This is a genomic window from Desulforamulus ruminis DSM 2154 (assembly GCF_000215085.1).
In the GTDB taxonomy this organism is placed as follows: Bacteria; Bacillota; Desulfotomaculia; order Desulfotomaculales; family Desulfotomaculaceae; genus Desulfotomaculum; species Desulfotomaculum ruminis.
In genome coordinates this window covers 2,478,102-2,490,925 of the sequence record NC_015589.1, presented here as the reverse complement: position 1 = coordinate 2,490,925, position 12,824 = coordinate 2,478,102, and the positions used below count along the sequence as shown (strand labels likewise).

Here is a 12,824-nt window from a genome sequence, read left to right as displayed (position 1 = left end):
AATCCTTATAGGTAAGCTAAAAACTCTTAAATGGGATGATATTAATTGGGATAATGGAAGTTTCAAATCCTTATAGGTAAGCTAAAAACCCTACAGGCCTATAGCTACCGTCTTTCTTGCGCTTAGTTTCAAATCCTTATAGGTAAGCTAAAAACCTCGTCAATTAATTTATGTTCCAGTGCCTGCTGAGCGGGTTTCAAATCCTTATAGGTAAGCTAAAAACTCAAGGGTTAGATTCTTTTCTTCTCGCAGTATGCGGTTTCAAATCCTTATAGGTAAGCTAAAAACTCTTTTAAATAAAAAACATCATTTATACTGGAAGGTGGGTTTCAAATCCTTATAGGTAAGCTAAAAACTCACTAAAACCTGAAATCCTGAACGAGGGATCATTCCGTTTCAAATCCTTATAGGTAAGCTAAAAACGTCGGTAATAGAAATCAAGGAAATTGCAAAAAAGTAGTTTCAAATCCTTATAGGTAAGCTAAAAACAAGTTTTTGAACCAGAGGAAGAGATTGAAAAATCTCTGTTTCAAATCCTTATAGGTAAGCTAAAAACATAGTTCAGACTTTGGAGAACGACATATAGACGCTTGTTTCAAATCCTTATAGGTAAGCTAAAAACCGCCATAGTGTCAACCTCTAGGGATACAGAAATGGCAGTTTCAAATCCTTATAGGTAAGCTAAAAACCCGTCGGAGTCGGCAAAATATAAGGCATATTATAAAAGTGCTATAGGGCATTTTAAACACCTCATTTTTTCCAGCCCTTTAAACATGCCGTTTGATCCTTTTTAAATTGTCGTCGATCCCCCGGGTTTTTTGCACTACCTACGATCGACGACAAAAATGAGGTCAGATTAATTTGCATTGCCAAACCATTTTAAATTTTTTCTGCAAAAGATTTTAAAGTCCTTTTACAAATAATCTTTATTTAAAGCTAAAGAGAAAAATTTTAGCTTTAACAATCAATAAGCATATTAATCGGATTATAGATCTTTTCGCATAATAAAATCTGTTTGTTCTTCTTCTCCCATAAAGAAGGGATGGTTGCCAATTACATAAAATCCATTCTTTTTATAAAATGAAATCGCTTTATCATTTCTTTCCCGGACGCCAAGCCATATGTACGATTTTTTTCGTATATTTGCTGTGTCAATTGCTTTATTTAATAAGATACGACCCAAGCCTTTGCCTTGAAATTCTTTTGTCACATATATTCTTTCAATTTCTATGGATTGTGGGTCGTTGAGATCGGTTTGTGCTTCGTATTCATTCAATTTTAAGTAACCTGCTAATTCTTCATCAACATATAGAAAATAAAACAGCGAACTGCTATTTGATAATTCATCACGTAGTTTGTTAATTTCAAAAGCCTGTTCCAGATAGGTTTTCATGTTAAATAGTGTATTCATATTTCTGAAGGTTTCACTATATGTTTTTATAAGAAACTTCATGAAGTATATGAATATCATCCAGGGTACAGTCTTTGATAGTAAGTTTCATTTATTAATGTTACCGCCAATTTTTTGACGGAAAAGAAACGGTCATTTTCTCAATATATCGAGCAATCCATGTTTCGACTGGTTGTTTATCTAAAAGTCCGAGTTAAATTACTTCCTGAGTCAGTTAAGAAAAATATTTAACAAAAAAGGAACGTTCCCTCATTATAAAGTGAGTTTTAAAGAGAATAATTAAGGTCAGGCCTACATTATTGCACTTTTTACAATGTGTAATAATGTAGGCCTGAACATCCCGCTCGATTTGTCAAGAGATTTTATCTGCCAGAGCTAATTCAGTAAAATATTGGAAGTTAGGCAGTTGAAACGACATCCCATTCTCCCTAGCTATCATAAAATTATGTAACAGGAGATTGTTTTTTTCTTCGTATAGACGGTTGTTTTTTACCATGCTCCAAAAGACACGGGTAATGTGTCTACCTAACGAACGCAAGGCCTGATTGTGCCTTTTTCCTTCGGTCCGTTTCTTTTCATAATATGCTTTTGATTCAGCTACTTTGCGGATATGATGCCCCATGCCCACCATCATGGCTGCCTTAGCCCGTTTATTAACTTGTTGCGGCGATTTCGTTCCCTTATGCTTGCCGGAGCTGTTGTCAAGCGGAGCCATCCCTAAATAGATAGCTAGACTGGCTTCTGACGCAAATCGTGTCATCGTCCCAATTTCGCCACTGACCTCCGCTGCGCTGATCGTCCCGAACCCCGGGATGCTGTCAAGGATTCTTGCTAGTAAAGACTGTTTAACCAAAGCCTCCAGTTGGGCTTCCAGCGAATCAATTGCTCCCTTTAGTTGCAGCAAGCGTTTGGCGTCTTCTACAATCATCGGTCCCACCCAGGCAATTTCCGATCCAAAGACGGCGCTGGACTGCCATCGTGCCAACATCGCCGCTTTGGTCACGCCTATGCCGGGAATGCTTCGGATGGTGGCCGGCCTCAGTCTGGCTAGCTGGCGTAGATCGGAACGAAAGCTGAGGAAGCGCAATACATAGAGCGCATCCACTTTATGAATGATATCAAGAAATCCTGGGCACACAGATTGAAGGTCCACCTGCATGCGGTTTTGCACATTGACTTTCTCCTGTACTAATGTCTGCGGCGGCGACTGAGCCGTTTGAGCTGCTGTTCGATCTCGCTGACAGTCAGTACGGGTTGCAGGGATTCTTTGACCTGCTCCATAAAGGGAGCCATCATCATAAGCGTGACAATCTGTTGTGCATCAATACTGTCCGTTTTGGTCGGAGACGCAAATATTTCTTTAAACCGCGCCAATTTTAAGTTGTTGACATTCAAGAGGGTATACCCTTTGTCTTTAACAAGTTGATCTAAGGGCCGGGCATAGCCGTTAGTGCCTTCCATACCGACGACAACCGGCAAGCGTTGGCGTCGTGCCTGTTCACTAACACGCCCAAAGAAATACGCAAAGCCTCGGGCGTCATGCGTGATTTCAAATTGTTCTGTGATCCCGCCAGATCCACCAATGGCGACGTGATGTTTGCGGCACCCTACATCCACGCCGACTAACAGGTGCTGTTGTTGCATATACAACCCCTCCCTTTATGGCGCCACCCCGTTGTTATCCAACATCACGTCTACTAACAGAGCCACTTCCCGCAGGACGGCATCATCCCGGTAAATGTCATGGATAACAACAAAACGAGGGCGGCATTTCAGAGCCGAGTTAACTCATTTTCATGAGCAACTAACCCCACGAGCCACACCCTCGTCTGTTGTCAGTATATCATCTTTTTATGGGTGTCGCTACCAATTTCCATGGTAGACCTCTTTTACTTAATTTTTACTATAAATAAAAATTAAGTAATCCCTAAGTCATTATCTAAGATATCAACCTTGATTTGCTCTTTAAATGTATCTTTTATTTTTACATAATTTTCTTTTACCTTTTTATTGTATTCTTCTCTAGAATCGCCTTTTTCTTGAGGAACTTTACTGGCAAGGGCATTGCCTAATTTAATATTAATTAAGCTTTGTTTGTAAAGTGGTTCTGACCATTCGTTCCAGTATTCATCTTCGGAAATTCCATAATTCTGTGTAAAATATGTTAGTGCCTCTGGGTTATCAGATTCATTAATAGCTTTTCTCATATTACTAATATACTCTTTAACCTCAGCTTCTGTTGGATAAACATCCATTTGCTTTGCCATTACTATAGATATTTTATCTTCTTTTAGTTCTTCGAATACATCTTTATTAGTAGGTTTTTTGGTCTTCTTAATTTCCGCTTTAGATTCTAGCATTATTTTTTTTAATGCAAACTCCTTGTAAAGAATTTTTTCCTCCCCAATTAAGGCTATCACTTTTTCATTTTTTAGATCTTCCTTATATTTTTTGGCATTTTGAGATAAAATTTCTCCACTTTTATTAATTTCATCAGCGTTTTGAGTCTTTTTATCATTTGAACTCGCAAAAACACCATTATAAATAAAGGACGAGATACTCAAGACTAAACAGAGACCTACTAGCATAATTATTTTTTTCATTATTTTTGCTTCCCTCCTTAAAAGTTAATTATAGTATTGTTTGATGGACTACTCCACAACTTATCTCCGCTTACGACGGTGCGAGCCTCAACGTATGAATTACTAAGGGATACTGATACATCAGGATCATAGTAACCTCCAAATGGCAGATATCCATCAGGAATGTACATAGATAAAGTAGTCCAATTCCATGGATTAACTGCTAATTTTCTAGTTGAACCCGAGTAGTAGCTATTTGTTACTTCCACCATCCAGGCTATGCCATCTGCGGTTGTTTCGCCACCATATAAGTTAGAAAAATAAGTTCCATAAGACTCATGATAGAAAACATTTCTACTACTGCTTCCCGGAGTAGTTGCCTCATGCATGTATATTTTGTATGGAAAATTCTTTAAACCATAGTCAGTAAATATCGCCGGATTATAACTTACTGGCCCCTTATCGTAATATTGAGTTGCAGCATATGCACCTAGTTGTATGCTAAACAAAGCAAAAATAGCAAATAAAGTTATAGATATTGATTTTTTACATTTTTTTATCATAATACTTCCCTCCAATTTTAAAGTATAAAAGTTTTCCCTTTTTGTCACTTATAAAGACTTCTTAACACCACCTTTCGTTTAATTAATTTATTTTATAGAAAACATTTTCAATAATCTGTAATCTGTTTCCGATTTGGTAATTTGTTTTAACTCTTAAAAATAGATTAAATTTTATGATCTTTAGAAATTACATTAACTTTGTATTTTTGCCATTTATAAAATAAAATTTATATCTTAGAATTAAAATAGATAATCTATTAAATAATATATAGTATAATTCAAAAAATATCTATAAATTAAAATGTGGTTTTTTGTCGAATCAATTTTTTGCATAAAAGGCGTTAGAAAATGGGGGTAGGGAGTGCATTGTTGAATTATAGTCATTGCAGTTAATAATTCGGAACAAAGGACAGGGCGCTGTTTATTAGAAAAGACTTAGGAGGAAGCTATTAAGTTGCTTCGCAACGAGCGTTTGGGAGCTGATGAGGTGGGAGAAGAACTGCGGTGTATACTGGCCGAAAAGTGTCAAAGACCAGGAAAGGACTATCCAGCAACCCGGAAAGATCCTCCACAGGAAAAACCTTGCCAGCAGGTCTTTCTGACCCAAAACGAAGGGGCAGGATCATGTTTTAGAAGATATATGCGTTAAAAAGGAAATAAATACCCAGTCTCCCTAGGCTAAAAACCTCTCACCTCACAAAAGAAAGTGTTTACCTATAAAGTTTCAAATCAAGCTAAAAACGTCTTAATATCCACAGAGTTTTACATCCTCATAGTAAACTAAAAGCACGTTGAATCCGGCGACATATAAGGCGTACCATAAAAAACGCCTAGGCTATTTCTAATATTTTATTTTCTTCAATCCTTTAATTATGCCACTTTGGTCTTTATTAAATTGTCGTCAATCACTTGAGTTCTCGCAGTAACACGATCGACTAAGAAAATTAGACAAATAAATTTGGTTTATCTATATAAAAGTCTCTTTGAATTTTTTGCAAATTATTGTAAATTACTTTTGCAATTACGCTTTGTACAAAGTTAAAAAGAAAATTTTTATCCGTTTAGATTTTGCAAGCATTTAACAAAACCAATAGCCAAATTTTCTTGTGCTGTTTTGTAAGTAAAATGTAAGATAAGCTTCATTGACATGGAAAATCGGGTGCGGTATAGTGGGTTTAAACTATACTCATTCGGTATACATTAGGAGGTTTCTGACATGCAGTTTAACCAGGCTACCGACTATGCCTTTCGAGTTGTTTTGTACCTGGCCAGCCTGCCTCCTGGTGAAATTGTTTCGGCCCAGGCCATTGCCTCCCGGGAGCAGATCCCTATGCGCTTCCTGCAGAAGATTATGCGGTCGCTGGTTAAAGCGGGACTGATCCTCTCCCACCGGGGAGTGGCGGGGGGCTTTTCCCTGGCCAAAGCTCCTGGAGAGATTTCTCTGCTGAATGTGGTGGAGGTTATGGAGGGGCCGGTCTGCATCAACCGTTGTTTTGTAGATGAGGACTACTGTACTAAGAATTGGGCCGGCCATTGTCCGGTTCATCAGGCTTTGGCCGGAATACAGAGCACCATGATTCGGGAACTGGGCCGTCATAACTTTGCCGACCTTGCAAATCCCAAATAGCTGACAAACATGAAGCGTATAAATTTAACTTTTAGCCGGAAGGAGGGAGACAGAACAAAAACGGTTAAGCAAAGGAACTTTTTCATTAATTAGTTTATGAATGGGGTATGATTACCAAGCGGTAGGGGGGAAATTGATGAGTGAACTTTTATTGGCCCGATGGCAGTTCGGGATTACCTCGGTGTATCACTTTCTTTTTGTTCCATTAACCCTGGGTCTCTCGATCCTGGTAGCGATTATGGAAACCATGTATGTGCGGACCGGGAATGAGACTTATAGAAAAATGACCAAGTTCTGGGGCAAATTATTCCTGATTAACTTTGCCATGGGCGTGGTTACCGGCATTGTGCAGGAATTTCATTTCGGGATGAACTGGTCCGGGTACTCCCGCTTTGTGGGGGATATTTTTGGCGCTCCTCTGGCCATCGAAGCCCTGCTGGCGTTCTTCCTGGAATCCACCTTCCTGGGACTGTGGATTTTCGGCTGGGATAAGCTGCCCAAGAAACTGCATGCCTTAAGCATATGGATGGTGGCCATTGGCAGTAATTTGTCCGCTCTGTGGATTTTGATTGCCAATTCCTTTATGCAGGAGCCGGTGGGCTATATTATCCGCAACGGCCGGGCGGAAATGACCGATTTTTTTGCCCTGATTACCAATCCTCACGTTTTTTACCAATTCCCCCACACAGTGTTTGGGGGCTATGTTACGGCGGCGTTTTTTGTCATGGGTATCAGCGCCTACCATCTGTTACGCAAGAACCATCTGGACTTTTTCCGTCGTTCCTTTAAGATCGGCCTGATTTTTGGCGTCATTAGTGTTTTTGCGGTAACCGGAGTAGGGCATTTACAGGGGCAGTATCTGGCAGAATCCCAACCCATGAAAATGGCGGCGGCGGAAGCTCACTGGGAAACCGCCAATCCGGCGCCCTTGGTGCTGCTGGCTTCCATTGACGAGAAAAACCGGAGCAATTCCTTTGAGGTGGCTATTCCCGGATTACAGAGCTTTATGATTTATAATCGTTTTGACGGCGAGGTAAAGGGAATCAATGAGCTGCAGGCGGAAGCCGAGGCCCAATACGGTCCGGGAAATTATATCCCGCCGGTAACCCCGGTGTTCTGGAGTTTTCGCATCATGGTGGCTGCAGGATCATGGCTGGTTTTAATGGCTTTGCTCAGCCTGTATCTGTGGAAAACCGGACGTTTGGAGACAAAGCCCCTGGTGCTTAAGGCCTTGATCTGGACCATTCCGATCCCTTATATTGCCAACAGCACCGGCTGGTATATGGCGGAGGTTGGCCGGCAGCCCTGGATTGTCTACGGTCTGCAGCGGGTGGAGGCGGCGGTCTCGCCCTCGGTGTCCGCCGGCGAGATTCTCACCACCATGATTGGATTTACGCTGGTTTACGGCGTGCTGGCGGTGGTTGATTTGTATCTTTTATTAAAGTTTATTAAACAGGGGCCCTCAGACACAGCCGCTGTTGGTACCGTGGACTCATCGGCCAAGGGGGTATCGTTATGGACTTAAATATTCTCTGGTTTATTTTAGTGACGGTTTTGTTTATCGGCTTTTTCTTTCTGGAAGGTTTTGATTACGGTGTGGGCATTCTACTGCCTTTTTTAGGCCAGGACGACACCGAACGGCGGGTGATCATTAACAGCATTGGGCCGGTTTGGGACGGCAACGAGGTGTGGCTGATCACCGCCGGCGGAGCTGCCTTTGCGGCCTTTCCCGCCTGGTATGCCACGCTGTTCAGCGGCTTTTACATGGCTCTTTTCCTGATTTTGCTGGCCCTGATTGTCCGGGGTGTGGCCTTTGAATTCCGCAGCAGTGATGAAAACCCCCGCTGGCGAAGTTTCTGGGATTGGATGATCTTCGGGGGAAGCCTGGTCTCCGCTCTGCTCTGGGGTGTGGCTGTGACCAATCTGCTTCAGGGGGTTCCCATTGACGCCCAAATGGAGTATGTGGGGTCCTTTTGGGATCTGCTCTCTCCCTATACCCTGGCGGGAGGCCTGACCACCCTGCTGGTCTTCACACTGCACGGGGCTCTCTTCCTTACCCTGAAGACTGAAGGGGCCATGGTGGAACGTGCCCGGGGGGCAGCCGTAAAAATCGGGATGCTGGCCATACCGGTGGCCCTGTTGTTAGCTGTGTTGACCTATCTGCAAACAGATTTATTTACCAAAACCGGCGCAGCCATCGCTTTTGTGGGGACCGCCCTATTCCTGGTGCTGGCCTGGCTGCTTTTGCGCCGTGGCCGATACGGCTGGTCCTTTGTCTCTAGCGGTTTGACCATTGTTTTTTTCACCGTGGCCATGTTCTGGGGACTCTTCCCCCGAGTGATGGTTTCCAACCTGAATCCGGAATGGAGTTTAACCATTTATAACGCTTCTTCAAGCCCCTATACCCTTAAGATCATGACGGTTGTGGCACTGGTCATGGTGCCCATCGTTCTGCTTTATCAGGGCTGGACCTATTGGGTTTTCCGCCGGCGCGTCAGCACCAAGCATCTGCATTACTAACCGTATGGAAAATTGGAAAGAATGCAAAGGCAGGAAAGAATTGATCCCGTATAGAACGGTTTAAGAAAAAGGCGGGGCAGGGAAAAGAACCCTGCCCCGTTAGAAATTTTAAGGGGTGGCAGGAATGATTGACAGGCGGCTTTGGCGCGAGGCCCGGACTGTTCGCCGTTTTTTATTATTAACCGCCGTACTGGGAGCGGTGGTGGGATTGGTGGCGGTGTTCCAGGCCCTTTATCTGGCCCGGGTAGTCAACGGGGTTTTTCTGGAGGGGCAAAATTTGGCGCAGGTCCGGCCCTGGCTGCTGGTCTTGCTGGGATTGATCCTTTTACGGGCGGTGCTCTCCTGGGTCAATGAAATAACGGCGCACCGGGCGGCGGCAGAAATAAAAGAAAAACTCCGCCGGGAGCTTTTGCATCGCCTGCTGGACCTGGGGCCGCTGCACGCCCGGGGGGAACGCACGGGAGAACTGGTCAATCTTTTGGTGGAAGGGGTAGACGCCCTGGAGGATTATTTTGCCCGCTATCTTCCCCAGCTGTTTCTGGCGGCCCTCATTCCTGTGTTGATCCTGGCCTTTGTTTTTCCCCTGGACAGCACAACCGCTCTTATTCTTCTCTTTACAGCGCCATTGATTCCTCTGTTCATGATCTTGATCGGAAAATGGTCGGAAAATCTGACCCAACGCCAGTGGGAAACCCTAAGCCGACTCAGCGCTCATTTCCTGGATGTGCTCCAGGGGCTGACCACCCTGAAGCTGTTTGGCCGAAGCAAGGCCCAGGTGGAGGTGATGGCCCGCATCAGCAACCGTTTTCGAGAAACCACCCTGGGAGTACTGCGGATTGCTTTTTTATCCGCCCTGATGCTTGAGTTTATGGCCACCATCAGCACGGCCCTGGTGGCGGTTGCCCTGGGACTGCGCCTGGTTTATGACCGCATTCCCTTTGAACAGGCTTTTTTTCTGCTGCTTTTGGCCCCTGAGTTTTATCTGCCTTTGAGAATGCTGGGAAGTCAGTTTCACGCCGGAATGAACGGCGTCAGCGCGGCCAACCGCATTTTTGAGGTGCTGGAAACGCCGGTTTCTTCTGGCCCGGAGAAAGAAGAAGGAACCTCTCTGCCGGGAACGGAGGTAAGGGTTTCTTTCAGGGATGTTCGGTATCTTTATCCCGAAGCGGAAAAACCGGCTCTGCAGGGGGTGTCCTTTGAACTGGGGCCGGGGGAGCAGGTAGCCCTGGTGGGGCCCAGCGGCGCGGGAAAAAGCACGGTGACTCATCTGCTCCTGGGTTTTGTGCAGCCCGAACAAGGGGTGATTCAAGTGAACGGAATTCCCCTGAATCAAATTCCGGCCTCGGAATGGCGGCAGCAGGTGGCGCTGGTCCCCCAGAATCCCCACCTGTTTTTCGGAACGGTGGCCGACAACATTTTACTGGGGCGGCCCGGCGCTTCCCCGGATGAGGTGGAGGAGGCCGCCCGATTATCCGGAGCCCATGAATTTATTAGGGAGCTGCCCCAGGGTTATCAAACCCCGGTGGGGGAACAGGGCGCCCGGCTTAGCGGGGGTCAGGTCCAGCGCCTGGCCATTGCCCGGGCCTTTTTAAAAAATGCTCCCTTGCTGATTCTGGACGAACCCACGGCGGGTCTGGATCCTGCGGGTGAACAGGTAATCCGCCAGGCCTTGGATCGCTTGATGCAAGGCCGCGCCACCCTGCTAATCGCCCACCGCCTAAGCACCGTCCGCCGGGCTTCCCGTATCTTGGTGCTGGATCAAGGGTGTCTGGTGGAAAGCGGGGGGCATGAGGAACTAATGAAGGCCCGGGGGCTGTATTACCGGCTGGTTAAAACTTTTCAGGGGGTGGCCTCATGAGGACTTTTCTCCGGTTGTCAGGCCTCATTTTACCCTATTGGCCCTCCATGCTGCTGGCAGTAATGCTGGGTTTTCTCACGGTGGCCAGCAACATCGGCCTCATGGGCCTCTCGGCCTATCTTATTGCCAGTGCGGCCCTGCATCCTCCGGTTTTGGATTTAATGACCGCTATCGTAGGGGTGCGCTTTTTCGGAATTTGCCGGGCGGTCCTGCGGTATTTGGAGCGTTATGTATCCCATGACGCCACCTTCCGGGTTTTGGGACAAATCCGGGTTTGGTTTTTTGCCGGGCTGGAGCCCTTGGCGCCGGCCCGGCTGCTGAACTATCGCAGCGGGGATCTGTTAAGCCGCATTGTGGCCGATGTGGAAACCCTAAAAAATTTCTATCTAAGGGTGCTGGCTCCGCCCCTGGTGGCCCTGTTGGTGCTGCTGTTGATGGTGTTTTTTTTAGTCCGTTATGAAGTGAAGCTGGGAATCCTTTTTATGCTCTTTTTCCTTGGCGCCGGGATAGGGGTGCCCTTGCTGGTGAAAGGGGCGGGCCGGAATGCGGGACGCCGGTTGGTGGAGGTAAAGTCCCGGCTTAATGCCCATCTGGTGGACGGCATTCAGGGAATGACGGAAATCATCGCCTTTGGACAGGTTAAAACCCTGTGCGGCCAGGCGGGCGGTTTAAGCCAGGAGCTTTTGGCACTGCAGCGGCGGGTGGCCGGCATCAGCGGCCTTTCATCGGCTTTGACGGGCCTGCTGATGAATCTGGCCATGTGGTCGGTGCTGGTGTTGACCATTCCCCTGGTTGCCGCCGGCAAACTTAAGGGCATTGATTTAGCCATGCTGGCCCTGGCCGTACTCAGCAGTTTTGAGGCCATACTGCCCTTGGCTGTCAGCCTGCATTATTTGGACGAAAGCCTGGCGGCGGCCCGGAGATTATTTCATATTATTGAAGCTAAACCGGCGGTACTGGATTCAGCTCCTACCTCCGGGGAGAAACCGCAGAACTATGATTTGCAGGTGAAGGGACTGCGCTTTCGGTATAACGGCCTGGGGCCCTGGGTGTTGGACGGACTGGACCTGCGGCTGCCGGAAGGAGGGCGTGCCGCCCTGGTGGGCCCCAGCGGAGCGGGGAAAAGTACTCTGGTTCATCTACTGCTGCGTTTCTGGGATTATCAGGAAGGTTCCATCTGCCTGGGAGGCCGGATGCTCAACGACTACACCCAGGAGCATTTAAGGTCCCTGGTGGGGGTAGTCAGCCAGCGCACCCATTTATTTAATGCCACCATCCGGGAAAATCTTCTGCTGGCCAAACCCGAGGCCAGCGAGGAGGAATTAAGGCAAGCGGCCCGGCGGGCCAGGATTCATTCCTTTATCCAAAGCCTTCCCCAGGGCTATGATACCTACGTGGGGGAAGGCGGGTTTAAACTATCCGGCGGCCAGCGACAGCGCCTGGCCATTGCCCGGGTTCTTTTGAAAAACGCCCCCATTCTGATTTTGGATGAGGCTGCCTCCGGTCTGGACCCGCTGACCGGACAAGCGCTGATGGGGGAGATTGATGAATTAATGGAAGGACGGACCACACTGATCATTACCCATAACCTGCGGGGACTGGAAAGAATGGACCAAATCCTGGTTTTGGACCGGGGCAGGGTGGTGCAGCAGGGAAAAGAAGAAATGCTGTTAAAGCAGGAGGGTCTTTACCGTCAACTGTGGCAGATCTCTCAGGATGCATTACCGGCCAGTTCATGAATCAAGCGCCAGTGCGGTTCGGAAACCGGCATCACCGACAGGCGGGATTGTTTTACCAGTTCCCATTCCTGAAAAGCGGGGTTTTGCTTAATTTCTTTTAAGGTCACCGGTCGTATTAGAGGATAAAGGGGTTCAACATCAACCACCACCAGCCGTGGATCCTGTTCCGCCGGGTCCGGATAGGCAAGGGAAACCACTCGGGCCACTCCCACAATGGCTTTTGTCTTACCGCTATGGTAAATAAACATCCGGTCCCCCGGCTGCATCTTGCCGATGTGCCGGAGAGCGACAAAATTCTTTACTCCGTCCCAGCGATCCCGGCCCAAGCGTTCTAAATCCTGGTAGCTGAAGGCCTCCGGTTCTGTTTTGGCCAGCCAATAGGCCATGGATGAACACCTTTTTTCATAAAATAAAAACAAGGTTCTAATGCTTGTCTGATATAATAAAGGAATCATTCCAGGTATTTTTTATTTTACCACAGCGGGGATCACCTTACCCCTGAATCCGTACATATTAAATTTTAG

11 protein-coding genes and 1 CRISPR repeat array (1 of these 12 only partly in view) are annotated in these 12,824 nt (G+C 46.4%); of the genes, 5 read left to right on the top strand and 6 right to left on the bottom strand.

Features of this window, described 5'->3' with window-relative positions:
• A CRISPR array of direct repeats spans positions 1-689; the repeat unit is 30 nt; unit sequence GTTTCAAATCCTTATAGGTAAGCTAAAAAC (it extends 602 nt beyond the left edge of the window).
• A 296-nt stretch (positions 690-985) separates the two neighbouring features.
• The 5 genes from DESRU_RS12400 to DESRU_RS12385 all read right to left on the bottom strand — a co-directional run bounded on the left by DESRU_RS12400 (position 986) and on the right by DESRU_RS12385 (position 4,556).
• A complete protein-coding gene (locus DESRU_RS12400; RefSeq protein WP_238446290.1) occupies positions 986-1,411 on the bottom strand; it encodes a GNAT family N-acetyltransferase in 426 nt (141 codons plus the stop codon).
• Between the two features lie 352 nt (positions 1,412-1,763).
• Entirely contained in the window at positions 1,764-2,582 is an 819-nt protein-coding gene (locus tag DESRU_RS21135) for a transposase (RefSeq protein ID WP_207635946.1), read from the bottom strand.
• Positions 2,583-2,599: 17 nt separating this feature from the next.
• Positions 2,600-3,055 (bottom strand): IS110 family transposase, encoded by a 456-nt coding sequence (locus DESRU_RS21130; protein WP_207635945.1) that lies wholly within the window; start codon positions 3,053-3,055, stop codon positions 2,600-2,602.
• A gap of 272 nt (positions 3,056-3,327) precedes the next feature.
• A complete protein-coding gene (locus DESRU_RS12390; RefSeq protein WP_013842443.1) occupies positions 3,328-4,014 on the bottom strand; it encodes a hypothetical protein in 687 nt (228 codons plus the stop codon).
• Positions 4,015-4,031: 17 nt separating this feature from the next.
• Entirely contained in the window at positions 4,032-4,556 is a 525-nt protein-coding gene (locus DESRU_RS12385) for a hypothetical protein (protein ID WP_013842442.1), read from the bottom strand.
• Positions 4,557-5,772: 1,216 nt separating this feature from the next.
• Between DESRU_RS12385 and DESRU_RS12375 the strand changes: the two genes are divergently transcribed.
• The 5 genes from DESRU_RS12375 to cydC all read left to right on the top strand — a co-directional run bounded on the left by DESRU_RS12375 (position 5,773) and on the right by cydC (position 12,300).
• Positions 5,773-6,183 carry an RrF2 family transcriptional regulator gene (locus DESRU_RS12375; protein ID WP_013842440.1) on the top strand — a complete coding sequence of 137 codons (411 nt, stop codon included), beginning with the start codon at positions 5,773-5,775 and terminating at the stop codon, positions 6,181-6,183.
• 136 nt (positions 6,184-6,319) lie between these two features.
• On the top strand, positions 6,320-7,708 hold the full coding sequence (locus DESRU_RS12370) for a cytochrome ubiquinol oxidase subunit I (RefSeq protein WP_013842439.1): 1,389 nt from the start codon (positions 6,320-6,322) through the stop codon (positions 7,706-7,708).
• Positions 7,699-8,703 (top strand): cytochrome d ubiquinol oxidase subunit II, encoded by a 1,005-nt coding sequence (gene cydB / locus DESRU_RS12365; RefSeq protein WP_013842438.1) that lies wholly within the window; start codon positions 7,699-7,701, stop codon positions 8,701-8,703. The genes DESRU_RS12370 and cydB overlap by 10 nt, the downstream gene beginning before the upstream one ends.
• A 124-nt stretch (positions 8,704-8,827) precedes the next feature.
• Complete coding sequence (cydD, locus tag DESRU_RS12360) at positions 8,828-10,561, top strand: thiol reductant ABC exporter subunit CydD (RefSeq protein ID WP_013842437.1); 1,734 nt, start codon at positions 8,828-8,830, stop codon at positions 10,559-10,561.
• Complete coding sequence (gene cydC / locus DESRU_RS12355) at positions 10,558-12,300, top strand: thiol reductant ABC exporter subunit CydC (protein ID WP_013842436.1); 1,743 nt, start codon at positions 10,558-10,560, stop codon at positions 12,298-12,300. Before cydD ends, cydC begins: the two co-directional genes overlap by 4 nt.
• On the opposite strand, the gene DESRU_RS12350 is transcribed toward cydC, so the two are convergent.
• Positions 12,273-12,686 carry an EVE domain-containing protein gene (locus DESRU_RS12350; protein ID WP_013842435.1) on the bottom strand — a complete coding sequence of 138 codons (414 nt, stop codon included), beginning with the start codon at positions 12,684-12,686 and terminating at the stop codon, positions 12,273-12,275. The genes cydC and DESRU_RS12350 overlap by 28 nt on opposite strands.
• Positions 12,687-12,824 lie beyond the last annotated feature (138 nt).